Annotated in this window: 24 protein-coding genes and 3 pseudogenes; 12 read left to right on the forward strand and 15 right to left on the reverse strand. The window is 71.0% G+C overall.

Annotated elements, in window-relative coordinates; translation table 11 throughout:
* Nucleotides 1-9 precede the first annotated feature (9 nt).
* Nucleotides 10-411 (forward strand): MerR family transcriptional regulator, encoded by a 402-nt coding sequence (locus ACZZ0J_RS06450; RefSeq protein ID WP_463435557.1) that lies wholly within the window; start codon nucleotides 10-12, stop codon nucleotides 409-411.
* Here the strand turns inward: ACZZ0J_RS06450 and ACZZ0J_RS06455 are convergent.
* A complete protein-coding gene (locus tag ACZZ0J_RS06455) occupies nucleotides 400-630 on the reverse strand; it encodes a hypothetical protein (RefSeq protein ID WP_148067757.1) in 231 nt (76 codons plus the stop codon). The two genes, ACZZ0J_RS06450 and ACZZ0J_RS06455, sit on opposite strands and share 12 nt — an antisense overlap.
* Nucleotides 630-914 carry a hypothetical protein gene (locus ACZZ0J_RS06460; protein ID WP_194646420.1) on the reverse strand — a complete coding sequence of 95 codons (285 nt, stop codon included), beginning with the start codon at nucleotides 912-914 and terminating at the stop codon, nucleotides 630-632. The genes ACZZ0J_RS06455 and ACZZ0J_RS06460 overlap by 1 nt, the downstream gene beginning before the upstream one ends.
* 226 nt (nucleotides 915-1,140) lie before the next feature.
* On the opposite strand from ACZZ0J_RS06460, the pseudogene aspS reads away from it, so the two are divergent.
* A pseudogene (gene aspS, locus ACZZ0J_RS06465) lies at nucleotides 1,141-2,480 on the forward strand (aspartate--tRNA(Asn) ligase).
* 130 nt (nucleotides 2,481-2,610) lie between these two features.
* On the opposite strand, the gene ACZZ0J_RS06470 reads toward aspS, so the two are convergent.
* The 5 genes from ACZZ0J_RS06470 to ACZZ0J_RS06490 all read right to left on the reverse strand — a co-directional run bounded on the left by ACZZ0J_RS06470 (nucleotide 2,611) and on the right by ACZZ0J_RS06490 (nucleotide 4,276).
* On the reverse strand, nucleotides 2,611-2,904 hold the full coding sequence (locus ACZZ0J_RS06470; protein ID WP_123338837.1) for a Dabb family protein: 294 nt from the start codon (nucleotides 2,902-2,904) through the stop codon (nucleotides 2,611-2,613).
* Nucleotides 2,831-3,154, reverse strand: coding sequence for a glutaredoxin family protein (locus ACZZ0J_RS06475; protein WP_463435561.1), 324 nt, complete (start codon nucleotides 3,152-3,154; stop codon nucleotides 2,831-2,833). Before ACZZ0J_RS06475 ends, ACZZ0J_RS06470 begins: the two co-directional genes overlap by 74 nt.
* Nucleotides 3,155-3,238: 84 nt before the next feature.
* On the reverse strand, nucleotides 3,239-3,337 hold the full coding sequence (locus ACZZ0J_RS06480; RefSeq protein ID WP_003792170.1) for a 30S ribosomal protein bS22: 99 nt from the start codon (nucleotides 3,335-3,337) through the stop codon (nucleotides 3,239-3,241).
* Between the two features lie 128 nt (nucleotides 3,338-3,465).
* Nucleotides 3,466-3,660, reverse strand: a complete 195-nt coding sequence (locus ACZZ0J_RS06485) for a helix-turn-helix domain-containing protein (protein ID WP_022902482.1) — start codon at nucleotides 3,658-3,660, stop codon at nucleotides 3,466-3,468.
* A gap of 100 nt (nucleotides 3,661-3,760) precedes the next feature.
* Entirely contained in the window at nucleotides 3,761-4,276 is a 516-nt protein-coding gene (locus ACZZ0J_RS06490; RefSeq protein WP_123292085.1) for an ArsR/SmtB family transcription factor, read from the reverse strand.
* 74 nt (nucleotides 4,277-4,350) lie between these two features.
* Between ACZZ0J_RS06490 and ACZZ0J_RS06495 the strand changes: the two genes are divergently transcribed.
* Both ACZZ0J_RS06495 and ACZZ0J_RS06500 read left to right on the forward strand, forming a co-directional pair.
* Nucleotides 4,351-5,784 (forward strand): TrkH family potassium uptake protein, encoded by a 1,434-nt coding sequence (locus ACZZ0J_RS06495; protein ID WP_463435791.1) that lies wholly within the window; start codon nucleotides 4,351-4,353, stop codon nucleotides 5,782-5,784.
* A gap of 22 nt (nucleotides 5,785-5,806) precedes the next feature.
* Nucleotides 5,807-6,472, forward strand: coding sequence for a potassium channel family protein (locus tag ACZZ0J_RS06500; protein ID WP_111084290.1), 666 nt, complete (start codon nucleotides 5,807-5,809; stop codon nucleotides 6,470-6,472).
* 12 nt (nucleotides 6,473-6,484) lie between these two features.
* On the opposite strand, the gene proC is transcribed toward ACZZ0J_RS06500, so the two are convergent.
* Nucleotides 6,485-7,315 (reverse strand): pyrroline-5-carboxylate reductase, encoded by an 831-nt coding sequence (proC, locus tag ACZZ0J_RS06505; protein WP_463435793.1) that lies wholly within the window; start codon nucleotides 7,313-7,315, stop codon nucleotides 6,485-6,487.
* Between the two features lie 64 nt (nucleotides 7,316-7,379).
* On the opposite strand from proC, the gene ACZZ0J_RS06510 reads away from it, so the two are divergent.
* Nucleotides 7,380-8,336, forward strand: a complete 957-nt coding sequence (locus ACZZ0J_RS06510; protein ID WP_463435795.1) for a cation diffusion facilitator family transporter — start codon at nucleotides 7,380-7,382, stop codon at nucleotides 8,334-8,336.
* On the opposite strand, the gene ACZZ0J_RS06515 is transcribed toward ACZZ0J_RS06510, so the two are convergent.
* Nucleotides 8,317-8,751, reverse strand: coding sequence for a nucleoside deaminase (locus ACZZ0J_RS06515; protein ID WP_123938773.1), 435 nt, complete (start codon nucleotides 8,749-8,751; stop codon nucleotides 8,317-8,319). The two genes, ACZZ0J_RS06510 and ACZZ0J_RS06515, sit on opposite strands and share 20 nt — an antisense overlap.
* 76 nt (nucleotides 8,752-8,827) lie before the next feature.
* On the opposite strand from ACZZ0J_RS06515, the gene upp reads away from it, so the two are divergent.
* The 5 genes and pseudogenes from upp (at nucleotide 8,828) to ACZZ0J_RS06540 (ending at nucleotide 13,918) form a co-directional block, all read left to right on the forward strand.
* Nucleotides 8,828-9,463 (forward strand): uracil phosphoribosyltransferase, encoded by a 636-nt coding sequence (gene upp, locus ACZZ0J_RS06520; RefSeq protein ID WP_111084293.1) that lies wholly within the window; start codon nucleotides 8,828-8,830, stop codon nucleotides 9,461-9,463.
* A gap of 497 nt (nucleotides 9,464-9,960) precedes the next feature.
* Nucleotides 9,961-10,731 carry a winged helix-turn-helix domain-containing protein gene (locus ACZZ0J_RS06525; protein WP_123292081.1) on the forward strand — a complete coding sequence of 257 codons (771 nt, stop codon included), beginning with the start codon at nucleotides 9,961-9,963 and terminating at the stop codon, nucleotides 10,729-10,731.
* A gap of 278 nt (nucleotides 10,732-11,009) precedes the next feature.
* Nucleotides 11,010-11,522, forward strand: a complete 513-nt coding sequence (locus ACZZ0J_RS06530; RefSeq protein WP_123672374.1) for a MarR family winged helix-turn-helix transcriptional regulator — start codon at nucleotides 11,010-11,012, stop codon at nucleotides 11,520-11,522.
* Nucleotides 11,519-12,869: pseudogene (locus tag ACZZ0J_RS06535) on the forward strand (cryptochrome/photolyase family protein). Before ACZZ0J_RS06530 ends, ACZZ0J_RS06535 begins: the two are co-directional and overlap by 4 nt.
* Entirely contained in the window at nucleotides 12,866-13,918 is a 1,053-nt protein-coding gene (locus tag ACZZ0J_RS06540) for a serine hydrolase domain-containing protein (protein ID WP_463435799.1), read from the forward strand. The pseudogene ACZZ0J_RS06535 and the gene ACZZ0J_RS06540 overlap by 4 nt, the downstream one beginning before the upstream one ends.
* 187 nt (nucleotides 13,919-14,105) lie before the next feature.
* Here ACZZ0J_RS06540 and ACZZ0J_RS06545 read toward each other — a convergent pair whose 3' ends face one another.
* Entirely contained in the window at nucleotides 14,106-15,296 is a 1,191-nt protein-coding gene (locus ACZZ0J_RS06545) for a carbohydrate kinase family protein (RefSeq protein ID WP_463435801.1), read from the reverse strand.
* Nucleotides 15,297-15,502: 206 nt separating this feature from the next.
* Here ACZZ0J_RS06545 and ACZZ0J_RS06550 point away from each other — a divergent pair, with 206 nt between their 5' ends.
* Entirely contained in the window at nucleotides 15,503-16,078 is a 576-nt protein-coding gene (locus ACZZ0J_RS06550) for a hypothetical protein (RefSeq protein WP_463435803.1), read from the forward strand.
* 84 nt (nucleotides 16,079-16,162) lie between these two features.
* On the opposite strand, the gene ACZZ0J_RS06555 is transcribed toward ACZZ0J_RS06550, so the two are convergent.
* The 5 genes and pseudogenes from ACZZ0J_RS06555 to ACZZ0J_RS06575 form a co-directional block, all read right to left on the reverse strand.
* Nucleotides 16,163-16,777, reverse strand: a complete 615-nt coding sequence (locus ACZZ0J_RS06555) for a superoxide dismutase (RefSeq protein WP_111084300.1) — start codon at nucleotides 16,775-16,777, stop codon at nucleotides 16,163-16,165.
* 44 nt (nucleotides 16,778-16,821) lie between these two features.
* On the reverse strand, nucleotides 16,822-17,190 hold the full coding sequence (locus ACZZ0J_RS06560; RefSeq protein ID WP_463435805.1) for a flavin reductase family protein: 369 nt from the start codon (nucleotides 17,188-17,190) through the stop codon (nucleotides 16,822-16,824).
* A 336-nt stretch (nucleotides 17,191-17,526) separates the two neighbouring features.
* Nucleotides 17,527-19,050: an MFS transporter gene (locus ACZZ0J_RS06565; protein ID WP_463435807.1), complete on the reverse strand. Its 1,524-nt coding sequence runs from the start codon at nucleotides 19,048-19,050 to the stop codon at nucleotides 17,527-17,529.
* A gap of 419 nt (nucleotides 19,051-19,469) precedes the next feature.
* The gene (locus ACZZ0J_RS06570; RefSeq protein WP_194646440.1) at nucleotides 19,470-20,501 is read right to left on the reverse strand and encodes a LacI family DNA-binding transcriptional regulator; all 1,032 of its coding nucleotides are present in this window, start codon (nucleotides 20,499-20,501) and stop codon (nucleotides 19,470-19,472) included.
* A pseudogene (locus ACZZ0J_RS06575) lies at nucleotides 20,480-22,517 on the reverse strand (aldo/keto reductase). The gene ACZZ0J_RS06570 and the pseudogene ACZZ0J_RS06575 overlap by 22 nt, the downstream one beginning before the upstream one ends.
* Before the next feature lie 288 nt (nucleotides 22,518-22,805).
* On the opposite strand from ACZZ0J_RS06575, the gene ACZZ0J_RS06580 reads away from it, so the two are divergent.
* Nucleotides 22,806-24,029 (forward strand): ABC transporter substrate-binding protein, encoded by a 1,224-nt coding sequence (locus tag ACZZ0J_RS06580; RefSeq protein ID WP_260096173.1) that lies wholly within the window; start codon nucleotides 22,806-22,808, stop codon nucleotides 24,027-24,029.
* Nucleotides 24,030-24,243: the final 214 nt, after the last annotated feature.

Consider the following 24,243-nt stretch of genomic DNA (forward strand, 5'->3'; position numbering starts at 1 on the left):
TTGTGCACCGTGAGCACCACCGACACCCCGGACACGATGCACATCGGCGAGCTGGCGGACCGTGCCGGCATGTCCCTGCGGACGATCCGCCACTACGACGAGGTCGGGCTGCTCGTGCCGAGCGGCCGCACCACGGGCGGGTTCCAGGTCTACACCGCGCAGGACCTGGACCGGCTGCTCGTGATCCGCCGCATGAAGCCGCTCGGGTTCACGCTCGACGAGATGGCGGATCTGCTGCGGGTCGTCGATGTGCTGGCGGCGAAGGACCCCGACGACGAGCCCGCGCTGGCTGCACGCCTCGACGAGTACCTCGAGGACGCCCGGGCCCGGCACGCCAAGCTCGTCGAGCGCGCCGGCATGGCCGAGGAGTTCATCGGCACCCTGGGGTCACTCCGCGCTTCACTCCCCTGACACCCCGCTGTCCTCGGCGAGCACCCGAGCCCGCATGCGCTGCCGCTCGAGCTCGAGCTTCAGCTCTCCTTCTTCGACGTGCAGCTGCCAGTCGATCGCTCCTCGTTGCGCCCAGTCCCACATGCTCTCGCCGGGCGCAGGACCGATGTGCGGCCGCTCGGCAGGAGCCGCTTCCTTCCGTACCAGTTCTCGCCAAGCACGACGCAGACGAGTCGTCATCACGGTCTCCTCTTCTCGATGAACAGTTCCGCCAGCACCCTTGCAGCGGGTTCTTCTCCGGCGGGCACTTTTTGCATGTCGTACATCGCCTGTGCCAGATTGCGTCCGATCTCGCGACGTCCGACCTCGCTCGCAGTGATCAGGTCGAAGACCACCGTCAGCCGCGTCCAGTAGCGGTCCCGCTGCTCGCGCGCGACGTCCCGCCGCCACCGGATGACCGCCCACAGCCCACCGACGAACGCCGCGAGCAGCGTGAACGCCGCCGTGCACAGCGCTGCTGCCACGACCGCGACCGCCGCAGGCGCTCGGGTCGCGAGTTCCCCCGTCCCCGTCCCCACCCGGTCCCCCTCTCGTCTCGCGACCCGGCCACGTCGAGAACGCTACGGACCCGCTCGACGCCCCACGGGCCTCCCGGCCGACCTGTGGACGACGCCGGCAGCGGGCCGCCCTGTGGAGGGGAACACCCTGCGGACCGACGCCGCCGGACGCAGACGGTTAGACTCGACCACCGTGATCGAACGCACCCGCATCGCCGACCTCGCTGCCCTCCCCGACGGCCCCGTCTCCGTGGCCGGATGGGTCGAGACCGTCCGAGACCAGAAGAAGGTGCAGTTCGTCGTCCTCCGCGACGAATCCGGCGCCGTCCAGCTCGTGAACCCCGCCACGCGCGAGGCCGAGGACGGTGACGACGCCGCCCAGGCCGCGCTCGCCACCACCACCGAGATCTCGGCCCTCGCCCACGGCACCTTCATCCACGCCACCGGCACCCTGAAGCACGACGAGCGCGTCAAGCTCGGCGGGCTCGAGGTCAAGGTCGGCACGCTCGAGGTGGTGAGCGCCGCGATCCCGGAGACCCCGATCGCCGACGACTCGTCGCTCGACAAGCGGCTCGACTGGCGCTTCCTCGACCTGCGCAACCGCAAGCAGAACCTCATCTTCCGCATCCAGACGACCCTGGAGCACGCGTTCCGCACCTACTGGGTGGACCGCGACTACATCGAGATCCACACCCCGAAGCTGATGGCGTCGGCGTCCGAGTCGCGCGCCGAGCTCTTCCAGCTCGAGTACTTCGAGACGACCGCCTACCTGGCGCAGTCGCCGCAGAACTTCAAGCAGATGGCCCAGCCGGCCGGCTTCGGCGCCGTGTTCGAGATCGCCGACGCGTTCCGCGCGGACCCTCGTTCACGAGCCGTCACGCGACCGAGTTCACGAGCGTCGACGCCGAGTTCTCGTGGATCGAGTCCCACGAAGACGTCATGGCGATGCACGAAGAGGTCCTGGTCGCCGGCATCACCGCGGTCAAGGACAAGTACGGCAAGGACATCGAGGAGGTCTTCGGCTTCGAGCTGCAGGTCCCCGCGACCCTGTTCCCCCGCGTGACCCTGGCCGAGGCCCGGAAGATCGTGGCCGAGAGCGGACACGACGTCGTCCGCGCCGACGGCGACCTGGACCCCGAGGGCGAGCGCCGCGTCGCCGCCTGGGCGAAGGAGCACCACGGTTCGGAGTTCGTGTTCGTCACCGAGTACGACGCCTCGATCCGGCCGTACTACCACATGCGGAAGCCCGGCGACCCGTCGCTCACGAACAGCTACGACCTCATCTTCAACGGCGCGGAGATCTCCACGGGCGCGCAGCGCGAGCACCGCGTCGACGTGCTCGAGGCGCAGGCCGTCGAGAAGGGCCTCGACCCCGAGGAGCTCGGCTGGTACCTCGACTTCTTCCGCTACGGCGTGCCGCCGCACGGTGGGTTCGGCATGGGCCTCGCGCGCGTGCTCATGCTCATGTTGGGCGAGCCGTCCATCCGCGAGGTCACGTACCTCTTCCGTGGACCGACGCGCCTGACGCCGTAGGTACGTCACGCGTCGCCCCGCGCGAGCGCACATGGTGAACAGGAATGGTCGCCTCCCGATGTGGGAGGCGACCATTTCTGCTCGCAGCGCCGCAGCGCACGCAGAGCCGGGGGCGGACGGGAGGCCCGGCTCAGCGCTGCCAGTCGATGGCAGCCCGCCCCGTGACCAGTCCACGGATCTCGGCTGCGGCAGCCTGGTGGTCCGGATGCACCTGGTACTCGTCGAGTCCGGCGAGGTCGTCGAACGACGCGACGACGGCGACGTCGCTGTTCTTCTCCGGGTAGGCGACGTTCTCGACGACCTCGAGCGAACGGATCGACCCGATGGTGCCGGTCAGGCCGGTCAGGAGTTCACGGATCCGGGCGATGGACGCGGCGCGGTCGAGGTCCTCGCGCAGGGTCCAGGCGACGACGTGGGAGATCATGCGGGGAACCGGCCTTCTCGAGGGCACGTGCGAGCCGGTCGGCGTCGACGTGCCAGTTGCTGTGGACTCTCCCGTCGACCAGCACGACGGGGATGTCCTCCGCGTACTCCTGGCGGAGGGCGTCGTCGTCGAGGATCGAGCGTTCCTGCAGCGTCACGCCGGGGTGTTCGGCGACGACGCGTTCGACCACGGGCCGTGCGTCGTCGCAGAGGTGGCATCCGGGCTTCGTCAGGAACGTCACTGCGGGCATGGCTCCAGCGTAGCCCGCGGTCCGCGTCCCCTGGGGAATGCGAAAGCCCCGGCGAACCGGGGCTTGACGCTGCAGGCTCGGGGCCTACTTCTTGTTGCGACGCTGGTGGCGCGTCTTGCGAAGCAGCTTGCGGTGCTTCTTCTTCGCCATGCGCTTGCGACGCTTCTTGATGACAGAACCCATGTGGACCTCGCTCGGACTGTGCTGATGTATCGGACACCGGGCCGTCGAGACCGCGGAAAATCAACCCGGCCGAGTCTACCGGAGGGCTGACGCGATGTCGAACGCGCCCGGAACGGACGGGTGTGCGCTCAGCCGACGTCTGCGATGCCGCCGCGCAGCACGTCGGCGACGGCTGACTCGGGGACACGGAAGGACCGGCCGAAACGGATGGCGGGGAGCTCACCGGCGTGGACCATGCGGTACACGGTCATCTTCGAGACACGCATCATCTCGGCGACCTCAGCGACGGTGAGGAAGCGCACGTCGTCGAAACTGCCGGTCATGATCCGCCTTCGGTGGCTCGCACGCGATCCGCGCACGGGTTTGGTGTGACCTGTGTGGTCACTGGCAACTGTAGAGGCGCGTGCGACCCGGTGTCCAGGTTCAGTCTTCGTCGCCGCGGCGCGTGAAGCGCTTGCGGCTGCGGTCGACGACACGCTCCCAGCCCTGCTGCGCACCGGAGATCGCCGCGGTGGCCCGGTAGGACGCCTCGGCCATGACACGCCCGAGCTCGGTCCCGACCTCGACGGTGGTCTTGCCGGCAGCACCGTTCCGGCGGACGGACACGGGCTGACCGTCGGGGGTCCAGGCCGTGGTCGCGGGCATGCCGTCGGCGTCGACCGCGCCGGTGAAGGGCAGGACCCAGTCCTCCAGCGACACGAGCGGTTCCGGGTCGAGCCGGTAGAAGCGGTGCTGCCCTTCTTCACGGCTGGTGACGAGTCCGATGTCGCGCAGGACCCGGAGGTGTTTCGACACCGTCGGCTGGCTGACGCCCAGTCGTTCGACCAGTTGCCCGACGCTGAGTTCCCCGCCGGTGACGTCCGATCCGTACGCGGCGAGGAGGGTCCCGAGCAGCTCGCGCCTCGTGGGGTCCGCCACGACGGAGAAGATGTCGGCCATGCGGGCAAGGCTAGCCGGGGCACCACGGATGTACCATGACGAACCGTCCCGGCCCATGTCCTCGGAGGCATACGATGCTCGACCGTACCGAGCCGCTCCCGCGGCACGTGACCGTCACCCGACGACGCGGCGGACGGATCGCGACGGTCCTGCGCTCGTCGCCGTCGCGTCTGGCGATCCTGGTGTTCGTCGCCCTCATCTTCGTGTTCACGGCACTGTTCATGACCCCGTGGGCGGCGGCCGACGGTACCGGCACGCACTTCTCCGACGCGCTGTTCACGGCGGCCTCGGTGGTCTGCGTCACGGGCCTCGCGACCGTCGACATGGCGACGCACTGGTCGGTGTTCGGCAAGGTCCTCGTGGTGATCGGGACGCAGATCGGTGCGGTGGGCGTCCTGACCTTCGCGTCGATCCTCGGGCTCTTCGTGACCCGCAAGCTCGGGCTCCGCGCGAAGCTGATGGCCGCCGGCGACTCGAACCCGCTCCGCACGCACCACGGGGCCGTCCCCGAGGGGCAGGCCGTCCGCCTCGGCGAGGTCGGCACCCTGCTCGCCACGGTCGCGGTGAGCACCCTGTCGATCGAGATCGTCCTCGGCCTGCTGCTGCTGCCGTCCGTGCTGATCGCCGGCATCCCGTTCTGGACCGCGGTCGGTGACTCCTTCTACTACGCCGCCATGGCGTTCACGAACACCGGCTTCTCGCCGAACGCGGACGGCCTCGACCCGTTCGCCCACGACTACTGGTTCCTGACGCTCCTGATGATCGGTGTCGTCGCGGGGTCGATCGGCTTCCCGGTCATCCGCACCCTGACGAAGCAGCTCCGCACGCCGCGTCGGTGGCCCATCCACGTCAAGCTCACGCTGGCCACGAGCGCCGTCCTGCTCGTCGGCGGCGCGATCGTCTACACCGCGCTCGAGGCGTCGAACCCGACGACCTTCGGCGAGGAAGGAGCCGGCCGGACCGCGTTCCAGGCCCTCTTCCTGTCGACGATGACCCGGTCCGGTGGCTTCTCGCTCGTCGACTTCGACCAGCTGAACGGGTCGAGCCTGCTCGTCACCGACATGCTCATGTTCATCGGCGGCGGGTCGGCTTCGACCGCCGGCGGCATCAAGGTCACGACGCTCGCCGTGTTGTTCCTCGCCGCGGTCGCCGAGGCCCAGGGCCGGCAGAGCATGGAGGCGTTCGGGCGCCGCATCCCGAGCGACGTGCTGCGGGTCGCGGTCGCCATCGTGCTCTGGGGGGCGACGATCGTCGCCGTGGCGACCGTGGTGCTCCTGCAGATCACGGACGATTCACTCGACCGTGTCCTGTTCGAGGTGATCTCGGCGTTCTCCACCAGTGGGCTGTCCTCGGGTGTGTCCGCGAACCTGCCCGAGTCCGGCAAGTACGTCCTGGCCGCCACCATGTTCCTCGGCCGGGTCGGTACAGTGACCATCGCCGCAGCCCTGGCCGCGAGTCAGAGCCGGCAACTGTTCCGCCGTCCCGAGGAGAGGCCGATCGTTGGCTGACCGAACCCGTCCCCCGCACCCGATGGGTGCGATCAGTCACGACGCACCCGTGCTCGTCATCGGCCTCGGCCGGTTCGGCGCCGCCACCGCCGGTCAGCTCGAACGGCAGGACCGCGAGGTGCTGGTCGTCGACACCGACCCGGGCCTGGTGCAGAAGTGGTCCGACCGGGTCACGCACGCCGTGCAGGCCGATGCGACCGACATCGACGCCCTGCGCCAGATCGGTGCACAGGACTTCGCGATCGCGGTCGTCGGCACGGGCAGCGACCTGGAGTCGAGCGTGCTGATCACCGCGAACCTGGTCGACCTCGGCATCCCGCAGATCTGGGCGAAGGCCATCAGCCGGTCGCACGGCACGATCCTGTCCCGCATCGGCGCGAACCACGTCGTCTACCCGGAGCGCGAGGCCGGCGAGCGCACGGCGCACCTGGTGTCCGGGCGCATGCTCGACTTCATCGAGTTCGACGACGACTTCGCGGTGGTGAAGATGTTCCCGCCGCGGGCGGTGCGCGGCAAGGACCTCGCGACCACGGTGATCCGCACGCGGTTCGGCCTGACGGTGCTCGGCATCAAGCCGCCGGGCAGCCCGTTCGTGCCGGCGACCCCGGAGAGCATCATCGGCGAGAACGACGTGATCATCGTCTCGGGGTCCGAGACGGACCTGGAGCGCTTCGCCGCCTACGAGTAGTCCCGGACGCGGCTAGGACGCCGCGATCTCCTCCGCGCGAGCGATCGCCGCACGCGACGCGCGCAGGAAGGTGTCGGCGAGGTCGGCGTCCTGCAGCACCGCGACGGCCCGCTCGGTGGTGCCCTTCGGGCTCGTGACGGCGCGCCGCAGGTCTGCGGGTCCGCGATCCGACCGGTCGAGCAGCTCGACGGCACCCCGGAGCGTGCCCTGCACCATCGTGGCCGCCTGCTCCGGGCTGAAGCCCAGCGCCTCGGCGGATCGCTGCCACTCCTCGACGAGCAGGAAGACGTAGGCCGGGCCCGAGCCGGACACCGCCGACAGGGCGTCGAGCTGCGCCTCGGGCACCTCGATCACCCGTCCTGACGCCGTGAACACCGACGAGGCGAGCGCGACGGCCTCGGCGTCCGCCGAGGCCCCGGCGCTGATCCCGGTGACACCGTGGCCGACGCCGATCGGCGTGTTCGGCAGCGCTCGGACGACGCGGACCCCGGCCGGCACCCGCGCCTCCATGCTCGCGGTGGTGGTGCCGACCGCCACGCTGACCAACACCGCACCGGGCTCCAGGTCGGCGGCGACCTCGTCGAGCAGGTCCGCGATCACGTACGGCTTCACACCGACGACGACGAGTGCCGCGCCGCGGACGGCCGAGCGGTTCGCGTCGGGGTCGGTGTCGCTCGCGGTGGCGTCGAGGCCGTGCTCCCGGTGGGCGGCCGCCGACGCCTCGGACTTCGTCGTGAGGGTCACGGTCGCCGGGTCGAGTCCGGCGGCGAGCAGGCCGTCGAGGACCGAGCCGGACATGGAGCCGACGCCGAGAAGAGCGGTACGGGGCAGGTCGATCGTCATGCTCCCGACCCTACCGACCGGCCTCGCCTAGGATCGTCTTCCAGATCGGGAGAAGGGGACAGCTGTGAGCGCTTCAGGAGGCACGAAGGCGATCCTCGCCGCACTCGGTGCGAACGTCGGCATCGCAATCGTGAAGTTCGTCGCGGCGGCGATCAGCGGGTCCGCGTCGATGCTGGCCGAGGGTGTGCACTCCCTGGCCGACTCCGCGAACCAGCTCCTCCTGCTGCTCGGTGGTCGCCGGGCGCGCCGTGCTGCCGACGAGGAACACCCGTTCGGCTACGGCCGCGAGCGCTACGTCTACGCCTTCGTCGTCTCGATCATCCTGTTCTCCGTCGGTGGCGTCTTCTCGCTCTACGAGGGCATCGAGAAGCTCGCCCACCCGCACCCGCTCGAGAACTGGTGGCTGCCGCTCGTCGTGCTCGTCATCGCGATCGGGCTCGAGGGCTTCTCGCTCCGCACCGCGCTGCGGGAAGCCCGCCCGCAGAAGGGCACGCTCAGCTGGGTCCAGTTCGTCCGCCGCGCCAAGGCCCCGGAGTTGCCCGTCGTCATGCTCGAGGACACCGCGGCGCTGCTCGGCCTGGTGTTCGCGCTCTTCGGCGTCGGGCTGACCGCGATCACCGGCAACGGCGTGTTCGACGCGATCGGCACGATCTTCATCGCCGCCCTGCTCATCGCCGTCGCGGTCGTCCTGGGCATCGAGACGAAGAGCCTCCTCGTCGGCGAGGGCGCGACCGCCGCCGACGTCGAGCGGATCAAGCACGCGGTGCTCGACGGCCCGGAGGTCGACTCGATCATCCACATCAAGACCCTGTACCTGGGTCCGGACGAGCTGATGGTCGGCGTGAAGGTCGCCGTCGACGGCGACCGCCGCCTGGGGGACGTCGCCGCGGGCATCGACACGGTCGAGCACCGGGTGCGCTCCGCGGTGCCGATCGCCCGGGTCATCTACGTCGAGCCCGACGTGCTCCGCACCGGTCCGCGTCCGCCGACCGAGGCGATCGTCATCCTCGCCGCTGACTGAAGAACGCGTCGAGCAGCGCGGCGCACTCGCGTTCGAGCACGCCGCCGACGACCTCGGAGCGGTGCGGCAGTCGGCGGTCCCTGGCGATGTCGTAGACACTGCCGGTCGCGCCTGCCTTCGGGTCCCAGGCGCCGAACACGACCCGCGGCACACGTGCGGCCAGGATCGCCCCGGCGCACATCGGGCACGGCTCGAGGGTCACGACGAGCGTGTGCTCGTCGAGGTGCCAGTCCCCCGTGACCGCGGCGGCCGCGCGGAGCGCGAGCACCTCGGCGTGGGCGGTCGGGTCCTGCAGCGCCTCGCGCTCGTTCCGGCCGACGGCGACGACGACGCCGTCGCGGTCGAGCACCACCGCCCCCACGGGCACGTCGCCGGTCGCCAGGCAGGCCCGGGCCTCGTCGAGCGCGCGCTCCATCGCCGGGACGAACGGGCGGGCAGCGGGCGCTTCCACGGGACCTCCAGGTGGTCGGCAGCACGGTAGGCTCGACCCTATGCGAGTCCACGTCGCCGACCACCCGCTCATCACCCACAAGCTCTCGGTGCTCCGCGACCGGACCACACCCTCCCCCACGTTCCGCGCCCTGACCGAAGAGCTCGTCACGCTCCTCGCGTACGAGGCCACGCGGAACGTCCGGGTCACCGCGACGCCCATCGACACCCCCGTGGCGCACACCATGGGCGTCTCGATCGCCAAGCCGCGTCCGCTCGTCGTCCCGATCCTGCGTGCCGGCCTCGGCATGCTCGAGGGGATGGTCAAGCTCGTGCCGACGGCCGAGGTCGGGTTCCTCGGCATGGCCCGCAACGAGGAGACGCTCGAGCCGCAGACCTACGCCGAGCGCCTGCCCGACGACCTGTCCGGCCGTCAGTGCTTCGTGCTCGACCCGATGCTGGCCACCGGCGGGACCCTCGCCGCTGCCATCGACTTCCTGTTCGCCCGCGGCGCCGAGGAGATCACCTGCGTGTGCATCCTCGGTGCGCCGGAGGGGCTCGCCATGGTCGAAGAGGCCGTCGGCGACCGCAACGTCTCGATCGTCCTCGGTGCCCTCGACGAGAAGCTCGACGAGAACGGGTACATCGTGCCCGGTCTCGGCGACGCCGGCGACCGCCTCTACGGTCTGGCCGAGTAGGCAGTCGACGTCACCGACGATCGACGGGAGGCCCGTGGCGACACCGCCACGGGCCTCCCGTCGTCCGTCAGCCCGGTCCACCGCCACCGGTGCGCGGAACGCACCGTCTGCTCGGACGGTTGACACCGCCTTGGTATACCGCCGATACTCATCCCATGACTGCAACCGTGTCCACCCGCGTCCTCTCCGAGGTCCAGGGGACTGCCGGCATGATGATGCCGGTCGCCGTCATGCGTTGTCGAATGTGTGCCTGATCGGCACCCGTTCCAGCCGGATCCCCCGCGACACCACCCCGGTCGCGAGCGTGTGATCCCCGGGTGACGGACACCGTCGGCGACGCGCACCACGTCACGAGGTCTGTCTCCCGTTCCCCCGGGTCCGCCCCGGTCCGCAGCCGGACCGCAGGGCACATCGGCATCCAGCCGTACCCGGGTCGACGCATTCGACACCGCCGCCAGCGCCACACGCGCACCGGCCACATCGCCCGGAGAACCACCATGTCGCTCACCATCGCCCAGCCCCGCACCGCGCTCCGCACCGCCGCTCCGGCGCCGACCGACCTCGGGACGGTCACCCCGATCCGTCCGCGTCCCGCGACGCCGGCCACGACCGGGCAGACGAGCGTGCCGACCAGCCCGGTCGTCGCACCGCAGCGCAACCGCTCCCTGCCGGAGGGCACCGAGGCCCGTGGCTTCGCGCTCTACGTCGGGATCGACGAGGCGAAGGCGGCAGCGGCCGGCACGACGCTCGCAGCCGTCGTCGAGCAGCTGAAGGCACTGACCGCGCAGCTGGTGCCGAACTCGGAGACCTACGCGGCCGTCGCCGTCGCCGCGGAGCAGTCCGGTGGCCGTGACGTCGACGTCGTCCGCCTGGCCCTGCAGGACCGGTCCGCGGTCGCCGCCCGCAAGCAGGCCGAGAAGCCCGAGCCGGAGGAGACCGGGGTCGTCATCGACATCTCCCGCAAGCGCGTCACGCTCGACGGCGACGCAGCGCCCCTGACCTACAAGGAGTTCGAACTCCTGCAGTTCCTGGTGCTGCGCGAGGGCCAGACCGTGGACCGCTCGGCCATCATCGACGGCCTGTGGTCGGACGGCGAGGACGAGACCCCGAACGAGCGCACCATCGACGTGCACGTGCGCCGGCTCCGCTCCAAGCTCGGCGCGTTCGAGGAGATCGTCCGCACCGTCCGCGGTGTGGGCTACCGGTTCGACCGGCACGCCGACGTGGCCGTGCGCTACGCCTCGACGCCCTCGCCCGACCTCTTCTGATCCTGATCGGTCGCTCTTGGTGAACTCGCAGCGAACGACGCAGCGGGAGGCTAGCGCGCCGTTACCGCTTCGTTATACAGTCGGTCGTGCAGACGGTGTTTGCCGTGGCACCGCCTGCGGAATGTGATTGCAGGAAACTCTTGGTGCAAGGGAGAGGGCCGGTCGCTCGGAAGAGCGGCCGGCCCTCGTGCATGTCGGAGCGCATGCATGTCGAACCCGCGCCTGTCGGGGGCCGTCGGTAGTGTGGACGGACCGTCCGACCAGAGGGGAGCGCCATCGTGAGCGAGTCACGCCGCAGCGAGAAGGCGACCGCCGTCGCCGCCTGGGAATCACTGTTCCGCGCCCAGGTCACCGTGATGCGGAGCCTCAACGCGGACTTCCCCGGCGGCGAGATCTCCTTCAACGAGTACGACGTCTGCTTCAACCTGTCGACGCAGCCCGGTCGACGCTGCCGCATGCGTGACCTCACCGGCCACCTGCTCCTCACCCAGCCGAGCGTGAGTCGTCTGGTCGATCGTCTGCTCGCCCGCGGGATCGTCGAGAAGCAGCCGGATCCGTCCGATGCCCGCGGCGTCATCGTGGCGCTCACCCCGCACGGGTTCGACGTCTACCGCCACGTGGCCGTGCAGCACGCGGCGAGCATCGCGCAGCAGGTCGGCGCCGGACTGTCCGACGCCGAACTCCGCACCCTCACCGAGCTCTGCACGAAGCTGCGCCTCGCGGTCGGCACCGCCCCGGGCCGACGGGCCGTCGCGCGCTCGGTCTCCGAGTCGGACCCGGCAGCGGTGTGACCGGCGCACTGGTCTGGCTCCGCGACGACCTGCGGCTGGCCGACAACCCCGCACTGCGTGCCGCGATCGACCACGGCGGCGACGTCACGGTGGTCTACGTCCTCGACGACGAATCCCCCGGCATCCGTCCCGCGGGCGCGGCGAGCCGCTGGTGGCTCCACCACTCGCTCACCGCGCTGGACGGCGAACTGCGTGACCGTGACTCGCGGGCTGGTGCTGCGACGGGGTGCGGCCGCCGCGGTGATCGACGCCCTCGTCGCCGACACCGGTGCCGACGCCGTGTTCTGGAACCGTCGGTACGGTCCGGCCGAGCGCGAGGTCGACGCCGGCATCAAGAGCGCCCTGCACGACCGCGGCATCGAGGCGCACAGCTTCGCGGCGAGCCTGCTCTGGGAACCGTGGACCGTCCGCACCGGACAGGGCGAGCCGTACAAGGTGTTCACCCCGTTCTGGCGCGCTGCCCAGGCGATGCCGGAACCACGGCACCCGCTCCCGAAGCCCCGCGACCTGCCCGCCCCGGCCCGGGTCGCGAGCGACGACCTGAGCCAGTGGGACCTGCTGCCGACCCGTCCCGACTGGGCCGGCGGACTCCGCGACGCCTGGGAGCCCGGCGAGCACGGCGCACACCAGCGGCTCGAGCACTTCGTCACCCATGCGCTCGAGGACTACGACCAGCGCGACGAACCCGCCATGGCCGCCACGAGCGACCTGTCCCCGCACCTGCGCTGGGGCGAGGTCAGCCCGTACCAGGTGTGGCACCGGCTGCACGGAGCGCTCGAGCCCGAGCAGCGCCAGAACGCCTCGGCCTTCCTGCGGCAGCTGGCCTGGCGCGAGTTCAACTGGAACGAGTACTTCCACTGCGAGGACATCACGACGGTGAACGTGCGTCGCGAGTTCGACGCGTTCCCGTGGCGGGACGCCCCCGATGCCGAGGTCGACCGGTGGCGCACCGGGACGACCGGGTTCGACCTCGTCGACGCCGGCATGCGCGAGCTGTGGCACTCCGGCGCCATGCACAACCGCGTCCGGTTGGCGACCGCGAGTTTCCTCGTCAAGAACCTGCTCGTCGACTGGCGGGTGGGTGAGCAGTGGTTCTGGGACACCCTCGTCGACGCCGACTCCGCCAACAACGCCGCGAACTGGCAGTGGGTCGCCGGGTCGGGCTTCGACGCGGCGCCCTACTTCCGGGTGTTCAACCCCGACCGGCAGCTCGAGCGCTTCGACCCGCACCGCGAGTACGTGCACCGGTGGGTGCCGTCGGAGGAGCTCCGGCCCGAGCCGATGGTCGACCTCAAGGCGACCCGGCAGCGCGCGCTCGACGCGTACGCCGAGATGCGTCGGTCATGAGTCCGTGGGACGCCGCCGTCGCGCAGGTCGACGCGCTCTTCCGTGACCGTGTCGACCGTGGCGTCGCGCCGAGCAGTGCGTGGGGTGTGTTCGACCGGACCGGCCTCGTCGCCTCCGGGGGCCACGGCGATCGCGGAGACGGGCAGCGGCCGGACGCCGACGCCGTCTACCGGATCGCGTCGTGCACCAAGAGCGTCACCGCGGCGACGCTGCTGACGCTGGTGTCCGACGGTCGGCTGGACCTCGACGCGCCGATCACCGCGTTCGTCCCGGCGTTCGGCGCCGTACCCCTGCCCACACCGGACTCCCCCGTGCCGACCGTGCGGATGCTGCTGACCATGTCGGCCGGCTTCCCCACCGACGACCCCTGGGCGGACCGGCAGGAGTCGATCAGCGACGCCGAGCTCGACGAGGTCCTGCGCGGCGGGCTGCTGTTCGACTCGGTGCCCGGCACCCGGTTCGCCTACTCGAACCTGGGCTACGCCCTGCTCGGGCGGGTCGTCGCCGTCGTCACCGGCCGTCCGTTCACCGAGGCGGCACGCGACACCGTGCTCCGACCGCTCGGTCTCGACCACACGGTGTTCAGCGCGGCCGAGGCGCAGGGACCGGTCGTCACCGGGTTCCGCCCGCACGACGGCGACTGGGAGCCCCTGCCGATGACCGGCCCGGGTGCGTTCTCGTCGATCGGCGGACTGTTCTCCACCGTCCGCGACCTCGCGCGGTGGGCGACGCACCTCGGGTCGGCGTCCTCCGACGCCCCGGAACCCGGCCCGGTCTCCCCGCCGACCGCCGGCTCATGCAGCAGGCGATGCGGGTCGTGCCGTCGTCCGTCGTCTCCGGCTCGTCACGCGCCACGGCGTACGGCTTCGGGCTGTTCGTCGAGCAGGACGACCACTTCGGCGAACTCGTCTCGCACTCCGGCGGCTACCCGGGGTTCTCCGCACACATGCGCTGGTCCGCACAGACCGGTCTCGGTGTCGTCGCGTTCGAGAACGCCACGCAGGCGAAGGTCTCCGCCGCTGCCCAGCAGGCACACGACCTGCTCCTGAACGCAACGCGTCCGGCGGCGTCCGACGGGCACCCCGACACGACGACCGGACCGGTGCGCCGCCCCGGCGCCGAGCCGACCATCCGGGCGACGCGAGCCGCGCAGGTTGCCGTGACGGGCCTCCTGGCCGACTGGCAGGACGACGTGGCGGACGCGGTCTGCACGCCGAACGTGGCGATGGACGTCCCCTACGACCGACGCCGTCGGGCGATCGCGGCGGCGGTGGCGGAGGTGGGTGCTGACCTGACCGCCGCTCCCGTCGCCGAGCAGTCGTCGGCGCCGTCGCACCTGCGGTGGTGGCTGCCCGGCGCCTGCGGGCGCCTGCGCGTCGAGATCCGCCTCGCCCCTGCCGCGGCAGGACGCGTCCAGACCCTCACCGTCGTGGCGGAGCCCGCCGAGCGCTGACAGGGCGGGCGCCGACGGGCCGCACCGCGGCGGGGCTGCGCCGGCGACCGACCGTCACACCGGTGGGCGACCACCCACGAACCCGAGTGCTCGGGCCGCCACGCGGTGCCCTCACGTGCAGCCGCTCCGACGCGCACGGGATCGGTCGCCCAGGCACGCACGAAGCCCGCGGCGAACGCGTCACCGGCGCCGACCGTGTCGACGACCGTGGCCGGCGTCGCGGGGACGCGGTGCACGCTCCGTCCGCGTCGCCCCACCAGCACGCCGTCGGCGCCCACCGTGACCACCACGAGCGGCACGTGCTCGGTGAGTCGCCGCACCGCGTCGTCGAGGTCGGTCGTCCCGGTCAGTTCGAGGGCCTCCTGCCGGCCGGGGAAGAGGACGTCGACTCCGACGAGGGACTCGAGGAAGGCGTGGGCACCGACCGACCGTACGATCGCTGCCGAGGACGGGTCGAGCGACACCCGGGCCGATCCCGTCCGGGCGCGGGCGACCAGGGACGCGATGCGGTCGGCGCCACCACCGAGCATCGCGTGCCCGGTCAGGTGCACGATGTCCGCGCGTCGGGCCACGGCCTCGGGGACGTCGGCAGCCGTGAGCTTCCCGCTCGCGGCCGGGTCGGACATCGCCGTGCGGCCGCTGTCGTTGCGCACCGACACCACGACCCCGGTGGAGGTCATCGCGTCGTAGCGCAGGTGCGGACGGACACCGGCGTCCTCCAGCGACCGCTCGTGCCGGTAGACGTCGTCGACGCCCACCCGCGCGACGAGGTCCACCTCGGCACCGAGCCAGCCGAGCCAGGCGGCGGTGTTGCCGGCTGCACCGGTCGGTCGGTGGCGGATCACGGCGGCGGGGTCGTGCGCCCCGACGGTGTGTGCGGTGGTCTGCACGAGCACGCCGTCCAGGACGTCGCCGACGACCAGGAACCGCTTTTCCGGCGCCGCGACGGCGGCCGGCGACCACCCGTCCGGCACGGGTGCCCTCGGGCTGCGACACGGGCACGGAGGCCTCTTGCGGCATGGACATCTGCCTCAGTCTACGGGGAACCGAGTAAAGCTCCGTTTTCGGGACCGCACAGCCCATCCAAACCGGTGGCCCGTCGAGCGTACGACCGGTAACATACTCCATGCCACCACGCGGCAGGTCGAGTGACCGCCGTTGACGATCCGACGGAGATGCCATGCCCCGGAAGCCCGACCCGACGCTCAAGCCGGCGATCCTCGAGAAGGTCACCCTGCACCTGCTGGACACCAAGCTCGAGGACGTCTCGGTCCGCAGCCTCGGTCGCATCCTGGGCACCAGTGCGTACCCGATCGTCTACCACTTCGGCTCCCGCGACGCACTCATCGACTCCGTCGTCGTGCACCTGGCCGACACGGTCTGCCACGCTGCGCTCGATCCCGCGGCTGACCGCTCCGCCCTCGCTGACTACTTGGTGACCAGCTTCGGTCGCCTCGACGACCCGCGCCGAGCCCTCGCCGCCCGGCTCACCTTCGAGCTCGGGTGCGTCGAGGCGATGGACGGCCAGGTCCGGCAACGCGGTCTGCACCGGGACCACGTGGCAGCGGTCGCCGCGTGGTGCCTCGCACACGGCTACGACGCCGAGGCCGCCGATCGCGTCGCACGCGACGCCGTGACGACTGCCCGCGGATCCCAGTGGACCGCGATCGTCGACCGGGAGCGCGCCGACACCGACGCCGCGCTCCGGGCGATCGCCGACCGGCTCGCCGCCGGAGCGGCAGTCACCGCGGCGTGATGCACGAACGGGAGGCACGGTGCCAGCTGGCACCGTGCCTCCCGTTCGTCCGTCGGTCGCGTCACGCGACCCGCGGTCGGTGGATCAGAGCGTCACGAACGACTGCGACTTCGCGTTGGCGAAGCGCGCCGCGACGTTCTCCCAGTCGACGATGTTCCAGACGGCCTTCACGTAGTCCGCCTTGACGTTGAGGTAGTCGAGGTAGAAGGCGTGCTCCCACATGTCGAGCAGGAAGATCGGCACGAGGCCGAACGGCACGTTGGCCTGCTGGTCGAACAGCTGGAACGTGGTCAGCTTCTGGCCGACGGTGTCCCAGGCCAGGACGGCCCAGCCGGAGCCCTGGATACCGTTCGCGACGGCAGCGAACTGCGCCTTGAAGGTGTCGAACGAGCCGAAGAACTCGTCGATCGCCGCGGCGAGCTCACCCTCGGGGACCTTCGTGTCCGGGCCGAGGTTGGTCCAGAAGATCGAGTGGTTGACGTGGCCACCGAGGTGGAACGCCAGGTCCTTCTCGAGCTTGTTGATCGCACCGAAGTTGCCCGACTCGCGCGCTTCACCGAGCTGCTGCAGCGCGGTGTTCGCTCCGGTCACGTAGGCCTGGTGGTGCTTGTCGTGGTGCAGCTGCATGATCTTGCCGCTGATGTGCGGCTCGAGTGCGGCGTAGTCGTACGGCAGCTCCGGCAGGGTGTACTCAGCCATGTGAGGTCCTTTCGATCAGTGGGTTGCGGATGGGATTCCGCGGCTCACGAGAGCCGGGAACGATCGGTGAGGGAGTGGAATTCCCGGTTGTGGTAGACCAGCGGCTCGCCGTGCTCGAGGCCGACGACGATGTCGAGGACCTCGGCGACGACGACGGTCGAGCTGCCGATCGGGGTCGTGGAGAGCGGGCGGCACCGCAACGCGCTCGCGGCACTGGGCAGGTAGCGGTCGCCCGAGGGCAGGGTGCCCCAGATCGGGTCGTCGGCGGTCGGGCTGCCCGTCGAGGCGAAGCGCCGGGCGAGCGCCACGCTGAGCGAGTCGACCAGGTGCACGACGAAGACCGGGGCGCCGAGCACGGCCCCGGCGGACCCGGAGTTCGTCGACAGCGAGAAGACGAGCACCGGCGGGTCCACCGCGACACTCGCGACGCTCGAGGCGGTGAGTCCGGTCGGACCGTCCGGCCCTCGGCGGTGATGACGGCGACGCCGGCCGGGTGCCCGCGGAACGCGGACTTGTACGCTTCGGCGATGTTCGCCGGGGCTTCGTCGGGCATGGTGTTCGTCGTCGTTCCTTCGTGCGGGGTGTGCCGTCACTGGGCGGGCATGTCCCAACGTATGACCTGAACCATGGTTGAGGTCAACGATTCACAGGTTCGACGGCTCCCGGGCGCGCCGTGGCGGTGACTTCGTGAGCAGAAATGGTCGGGTCGCGTGGCGCAACCCGACCATTTCCGCTCACGAAGCGGCGCGTCAGCGGCGCTTGAGCATGACGACGGCGCCTGCGGCAGCGATCACCATGAGCACCGCGGCGACGCCGGCCGTGATCGTCACGCCGGAGTCGAACGCCGCCCGTGCCGACTCGAGGAGCGCCTGGCCGGCACCGCCACCGAGGGACGACGCGGCGGACACCGCACCGCCGAGCGTCTCCTGCGCAGCGGTGTGCGCGGTCGAGCTCAGTCCGCCGGGCACCACGACGTGCGCCCGGTAGGTGGTCGCCAGGATCGTGCCGAGGACGGCCGTGCCGAGGACCGCACCGATCTCGTACGCCGTCTCGGACATCGCGGACGCGGCACCGGCCTTGTCCGCCGGAGCGGTCGAGATGATGAGGTCGTTCGTGACGGTCTCGGATGCGCCGATCCCGATGCCGAGCAGCACGAACGCGAACGCCAGTGCGGCGATCGACGCGTGGTGCCCGAGGACCGCCACGAGGGCGTACGCGGCAGCCGAGAAGAGCAGCGAGACCGACACGACCCAGCGCGGTGCGACCCGGGCGACGACCGGCACCACCGCGAGGCCGGCGACGATCGTGAGCACCGATCCGGGGATCAGCACGACGCCGGAGGCGAACGGGTCGAGCCCCGCCACGAGCTGCAGGTGCTGCGCGATGAAGAACAGGAAGCCGGTCAGCGAGAACATCGCCATCAGGTTCATGAGCACACTGCCGGTGAACGCCGTGCTGCGGAACAAGCGCAGGTCGAGCATCGGCGTGCGGGACCGCAGCTGCCGGCGGACGAACGCGATGCCGCAGACGACCCCGACGGCGAGCATCGCGACCGCGAACCCGCGCTCCTCCGGGTGCACGAACGACTTGATCGCCCAGGCGATCGGCGCCAGCGCACCGAGGGACAGGAACATGCTCGGCACGTCGACCGGCCCCGGCATCGGGTCGCGCGACTCCGGCACGCAGAACGGGACGCCGACGAGCATGAGCATGAGGATCGGCACCGCGACCAGGAAGACGCTGCCCCAGTGGAAGTGCGCGAGCAGCGTGCCACCGACGAGCGGACCGAGGGCGTTGCCGGCCGCGAACATGGTCGACCACACGGCCAGCGCCATGCGCCGCTCCCCCGCGTCGACGAAGACGTTGCGGATGATCGAGAGCGTCGCGGGCATGAGCATCGCGCCGAACACCCCCATCGCGATCCGTGCGGCGACGAGCATCCAGGCGTCGGTCGCGAAGGCCGCGGCGACGGAGAACAGCGCGAAGCCGGTGGCCCCGATCACCAGGATCCGACGGCGGCCGATCCGGTCACCGATGCTGCCCATCACGACGAGCAGCCCGGCCAGGACGAGCGGGTACGCGTCGACGATCCAGAGCTGCGTGGTGGCGTCCGGGTTGAGCTCACGACTGATCGACGGCAGCGCGAAGCTCAGCACGGTGTTGTCCACCGAGATGAGCAGGACCGGCAGCATCAGCACGGCGAGCGCGAGGAACCGTCGGGCGCGGCTGCTGGTGACGCGGGTGGCGATGGGGCTGGTGAGCAGTGCGGACACGGCGGACTCCTGGGACTTCGAGCCGGACCTGGTCGACGGCGGGCGGTGCGTGGGGCAGACGAGACGGGACGCGGGATGGACACGCGCCCCGTCAGGACTCCGTCAGTGTACCGTCTGGACGGTTATGGTTGCAAATGCAACCAACAGGCGGACGGGAGGCCCGTGGCGGGCTCGCCACGGGCCTCCCGTTCGATGGCTGGTCCCGCCCAGGGCGGGAGGCTGGAGCGACGGCACCACCTGCGTCCGGTGCCGGGGTTCCGGTGCCGGGGTTCCACAACACGCCGCGTGGACTCTGCCCGGGTTCCGATGTCGGGCGGCTTGAGCGCCGACATGCCGAGATTTCGGAACCTCGGGGGCAGGACCGGGGCGGGGCCGGACGGGGCAGGGCGGGGCCGGGCCGGGCGGGGCGGGGCGCGCCGTCAGGCGGAGTCGCGGACCAGCAGGCTGTGGCGCACGGTGCGCTGCACCGCGGCACCGTGCCGCGGCAGCTCACCGGCGAGCATGCCGAGCGCGAGCGTGAGGGCCTCGCGCGCGACGGCGTCGAGATCGACCGCCAGGGTCGTCAGCATCGGCGACACCAGTGCGCCGAGCGGCAGGCCGTCGACGCCGACGACCCGGACCTCACCGGGGACGTCGACGCCCGCGCGGCGGCAGGCCTGCAGCACGCCGAGCGCCATCACGTCGTTGAAGGCCAGGATCGCGTCGAGTCGGCGCTTCCGAGCCAGGATCCGCACCGTCTCGTCGGCACCGCACTCGGCGGTGCCGTGCGGCGCGTGCACGAGCTCCGGCAGGTAGCCGCGGCGGCGCAGCGCGTCGAGCATGAGCAGGCCGCGCGCACTCGTGTGGTCCGCCGACGAGTTGTCGAGCACGACCGGGTGCCGCACTCCGGTCGCCACCAGGTGATCGGCGAGCGCTTCGATCGCGTCGGCGGGGTCGATCCACACCGCAGCCGTGGGCGGGTCGGATGACGGGTCGAGCTCGACCATCGGCACGTTGCCGAGGAGCTCGCTCCACCGGTGCCGGCGCGAGCCGAGGTAGCCGATGACCACGTCGGTCTGCGCACCGAGCGCCTGGACCATCCGGTCGGCGTCGCTCGCCAGGTCGACGTCGGCGAGCATGACGTTCCACCCCTGCTCGGCGGCGAGCCGGAACACGGCGGACGCGAGCTGGGGCGTGTACGGGTTCCGCAGGTCGTTCACGACGAGCCCGAGCTGGTGGTCCCCGCCGGTGACCAGCCCGCGGCCGAACCGCGACGGCCGGTAGTCGAGCGACGCCGCGACGGCGAGCACCCGTTCCTTCGTGGTCGCGCTGATGCCGGACATGCCGTTCATCGCGCGGGTGACGGTCTGCCGGGACACCCCGGCGGCCGCGGCGACGTCGATGATCGTCGCGCGGCCGCCGGAGTGCGGGCCGTCCGGTGGCGACTGGGTCAGTCGCGGAGGTCCAGCCATGCCACCTGTTCCGGGGTGAGGTCGACGGAGAGGCCCGTCATGGACGATCGGGCTTCCGCGATCGTACGCGGTCCGAAGAGCGGGAACGTCGGGAACGGCTGGTTCAGCACGTACGCCAGGGCGATCGCCGTGGCGGGGACGCCGAACCGGTCGCCGAGCTCCCGCGCGCGACGGAGCCGCTCGAAGTTCTCGTCGCTGTAGTAGCAGCGGACGAGCTCGGCGTCGCTGGTGTCCTCCGGCGTCGCACGACCGGTGAAGAAGCCACGGGCCTGCGACGACCACGGCAGCAGCGGGACCTGACGCTCCTCGAGCCACGCCTTCGACGCGGCGTCGGTCGCGTGCTCGCAGCCGTCCCACGGCACGTCGTAGGCCTCGGCCAGGCCGAAGTGGTTGCTGAGGACCTCGAACTCGTGCTTGCCGTTCGCCCGTGCGTAGGCGTTGGCCTCGTCGAAGCGTGCCGGCGTCCAGTTCGACCCGCCGTACACGCGGATGCGGCCGGCGCGGCGGTGCTCGTCGAGGACGTCGACGAACTCCCCCACCGGGATGTCCGGGTTGTCGCGGTGCATCATGTAGATGTCCGCGTAGTCGGTGCCCTGGCGCTCGAGGCCTCTCGAGCAGCTGCTTCGTCAGGGACTCCGGGTCACAGAACGGCGTGTGCGCACCCTTCGTGATGACGACCACGTCCTCGCGGACGCCGCGGTTCTGGATCCACTTGCCGAGCCGGCCCTCGAGCACCCCGCCGCCGTAGATGTAGCCGGTGTCGAACACGTTGCCGCCCTGCTCGACGAACAGGTCGAAGATCGCGCTGGCGTGCGCCAGGTCGGGCTGGTTGTCGACGCCCATCACCAGGCGCGACAGCCGCTTGCCGACACCCGGGATCTCGCCGTACTGCATGGGGTTGCCGTCCTGCACCCGGAGCGGCCGGCCGCTCACGGTGGGGATGTCGGCGGACTCGGCCTCGAACGGGTAGCGCAGGCCGATCGCGGCGCGCCACTTGTCGAGGGTGCGGGCGGTCGCGAGCGACTCGTCGATCGTCATCTGTGCTGCCTCGACCGCACCGGCACGCAGGGCGTCGGTGGTGGCGTCGGCCTCACGTGCGTAGGGGTGCTCGCCGGCGAAGGACAGCGTGCGCGGGTCCTCGTCGACGGTGTGCACCTCGATCGTCGGGTCGGCGCCGAGGGTCCAAGGGTCGGCGAGCAGGAGGCGACCGCGCGTGCCGTACACCGCGACGGCGTTGTCGTCCTGCACGAAGACGCCGGTGCGGACGGACGCCGTGATGCCGCCGCGGTAGGTCAGCTGCGCGACGGTCCACTCGTCGACGCCGGTCGGCCCGAGGGTGCCGGTGGCAGTGAGCTCCGTCGGCTCGGCGACGGCGACACCGGTCGCGGCCTGCACGATCGCGGCGGCCATCGTCACCGGGTACCCGCCGACGTCGAGGATCCCGCCGCCGGCCGTGTCGACGTCGAACAGTCGGCCGGTCCGCTCACCGGTACGGAACGCGAACGAGGCGTCGATGTGCGTGACCTCGCCGATCACGCCGTCCTGCACGAGGTCGAGCAGTGCGGCGGTCTGCGGGTGGAAGCGGTACATGAACGCCTCGACCAGCGGCAGGCCGGCCTGGCGTGCGGCATCGGCGAGCGCCATGGCGGTGCCGTGGTTCGGGGCGAGGGGCTTCTCGCACAGGACGGCCTTGCCGGCCTCGAGCGCGGCGAGGACGAGCCGCGCGTGCCCGGTGTGCACGGTCGAGACGTACACGGCGTCGACGCGCGGGTCGGCGAGGACCTCGTCGTAGGTCGCTGCAGAGACGTCGGCGAACCCGAGCTGCGCGGCTTCGTCGGCGAAGGTCTGCGCCCGCTCGGTGGACGAGCTGCCGGCAGCCACGAGTGCACCACCGCTCGCGGGCAGCTGGGAGAGGAAGCGGCGGGCGATGCCCCCGGGGCCGAGGACGGCCCAGCCGGGGCGGTCGGCGACCGTCGGGGTCGTGGTGCTGGCGGTGTTCGCGGTCTGCGCTGACATGCGGATCCTTGTCGTCTCGTGAACCTTCACGGTCACGACGACGCTAGTGCCACACGCCCGGTGGATCAATGCGGAAGTGCTTGACACGGCGTGTCTCACAGAGGATGCTCTGGACCACTTCGTGAGCGTTCACGGTCGAACGCTCCGGGGACCCGGTATCGCTGTGTCCAACCCGATCTCAACGACGAGAGCAGGTAGTTTCGTGACGTCATCTCCATCGATCAGTCTCAGCAGGCGGGGTTCCTCGCCGGCGCAGGTGCCCTCGGAGCCCTCGCCACCACCGCCTTGTTGGCCGGGTGCTCCACGAGCACCGCCATCTCCAAGGACCCTGACGAACTCGTCCTCTGGTACTGGAACCGGTCGCTCGACCCGAAGTTCCTGCGGCAGGCCGCCGGGGGGATCGCCGGGCAGGGGTCCAAGCGGCTCCGCCCCGACCTGATCGGCGGTGCCTCGTACGACACCAAGTTCCGGACCGCACTCGCCGGGAACGCGTTCATCCCCGACGTCCTCATGGTCAACTCGAACTGCTGGCTGTACTTCCCCGACGAAGACCTGTTCACCGACTTCGACGACCACGGCGGCGCGGCGAAGCGGGACGAGTACTACGACTGGAAGAGCGCGCTCGGCCGGACGCCGAGCGGCCGGCAGTGCTTCTGGCCCGTCGACACCGGACCGACCGGCTTCTTCTACCGGCAGGACGTCCTGGCGAAGGCCGGGCTGCCGACCGACCCGGACGAGGTCTCCGACGCGATCGCGACGTGGGACGGGTTCCGCTCCTTCGGCGCGAAGATCCGGAAGGGTGCGGACGCCGCGACGGTCATCACCGCCAACCAGCTCTTCAACCAGTACATCTACGCCAGCCCCACGCGGTACTTCGACCGCGACGACCAGCCGGTCTTCGAGCAGGACGACAGCTCGGTGCGGCAGGCGTGGGAGAACGCCGTCGCCTGCGTCCGTTCCGGCCTCACCGGCAACCTGCAGTCCGGCACCGACCAGAACGCCGGGTGGGTGTCCGGCCGGGTCGCAGGACAGATCGAGGGCGCGTGGTGGACGCAGGTCATCCACGACACCGCTCCGGACGCCGCCGGCACGTGGCGGGTCGCCCGGCAACCGGATCGCCCGGGCAACAGCGGCGGGTCGTTCCTCGCCGTCCCGAAGACCTCGAAGGACCCGGCCGCGGCCGCCGCGTTCGCGCAGTGGATCACCTCGCCCGAGGTGCAGTCGCACACGTACAACGACATCCAGCTGTTCCCCTCCACCCCGGCGTCGTTCGACAACGGGATCATGCGGAAGCCCGGCGACTACTTCGGCGACCAGGACCCGCTGGCGTTCTTCAACGCCTCGGCGATGGACGTGCCGGTGACGTACATCTCGAACTCCGAACGGTTCATCGGTGCGTTCGCGACCGAGATCACGAACGTCGAGGCCGGGGGCAAGGACCCGGACCGCGCCTGGCAGGACGCCGTCGACCAGACCAACCGGGTCCTCGACAAGCGGGGGGTCCGCGCATGAGCACCAAGCAGGCGCCCCCGACGACGAGCATCCCCGCGGTCGTCGGGACACCGACGTCCTCCATCACCACCGCAGCGACCGGCAAGCGGTACGGGTTCCGCCGGTTCTGGCCGCAGTACGTCGCGATCGCGCCGTTCTACGTGCTCTTCCTGGTGTTCGGGCTGTTCCCGATCGTGTTCTCGATCGTGCTGTCGTTCACCGACTGGGACGGGGT

Source organism: Curtobacterium sp. AC272 (assembly GCF_979258155.1).

Bases quoted from the DNA above. Each gene is read 5' to 3' on its own strand.
- ACZZ0J_RS06455 (WP_148067757.1), bottom strand. From the start codon at position 630: ATGACGACTCGTCTGCGTCGTGCTTGGCGAGAACTGGTACGGAAGGAA.
- ACZZ0J_RS06470 (WP_123338837.1), bottom strand. From the start codon at position 2,904: ATGATCTCCCACGTCGTCGCCTGGACCCTGCGCGAGGACCTCGACCGC.
- ACZZ0J_RS06475 (WP_463435561.1), bottom strand. From the start codon at position 3,154: ATGCCCGCAGTGACGTTCCTGACGAAGCCCGGATGCCACCTCTGCGAC.
- ACZZ0J_RS06480 (WP_003792170.1), bottom strand. From the start codon at position 3,337: ATGGGTTCTGTCATCAAGAAGCGTCGCAAGCGCATGGCGAAGAAGAAG.
- ACZZ0J_RS06485 (WP_022902482.1), bottom strand. From the start codon at position 3,660: ATGACCGGCAGTTTCGACGACGTGCGCTTCCTCACCGTCGCTGAGGTC.
- ACZZ0J_RS06490 (WP_123292085.1), bottom strand. From the start codon at position 4,276: ATGGCCGACATCTTCTCCGTCGTGGCGGACCCCACGAGGCGCGAGCTG.
- ACZZ0J_RS06495 (WP_463435791.1), top strand. From the start codon at position 4,351: ATGCTCGACCGTACCGAGCCGCTCCCGCGGCACGTGACCGTCACCCGA.
- ACZZ0J_RS06500 (WP_111084290.1), top strand. From the start codon at position 5,807: ATGGGTGCGATCAGTCACGACGCACCCGTGCTCGTCATCGGCCTCGGC.
- proC (WP_463435793.1), bottom strand. From the start codon at position 7,315: ATGACGATCGACCTGCCCCGTACCGCTCTTCTCGGCGTCGGCTCCATG.
- ACZZ0J_RS06515 (WP_123938773.1), bottom strand. From the start codon at position 8,751: ATGGAGCGCGCGCTCGACGAGGCCCGGGCCTGCCTGGCGACCGGCGAC.
- upp (WP_111084293.1), top strand. From the start codon at position 8,828: ATGCGAGTCCACGTCGCCGACCACCCGCTCATCACCCACAAGCTCTCG.
- ACZZ0J_RS06525 (WP_123292081.1), top strand. From the start codon at position 9,961: ATGTCGCTCACCATCGCCCAGCCCCGCACCGCGCTCCGCACCGCCGCT.
- ACZZ0J_RS06540 (WP_463435799.1), top strand. From the start codon at position 12,866: ATGAGTCCGTGGGACGCCGCCGTCGCGCAGGTCGACGCGCTCTTCCGT.
- ACZZ0J_RS06550 (WP_463435803.1), top strand. From the start codon at position 15,503: ATGCCCCGGAAGCCCGACCCGACGCTCAAGCCGGCGATCCTCGAGAAG.
- ACZZ0J_RS06555 (WP_111084300.1), bottom strand. From the start codon at position 16,777: ATGGCTGAGTACACCCTGCCGGAGCTGCCGTACGACTACGCCGCACTC.
- ACZZ0J_RS06570 (WP_194646440.1), bottom strand. From the start codon at position 20,501: ATGGCTGGACCTCCGCGACTGACCCAGTCGCCACCGGACGGCCCGCAC.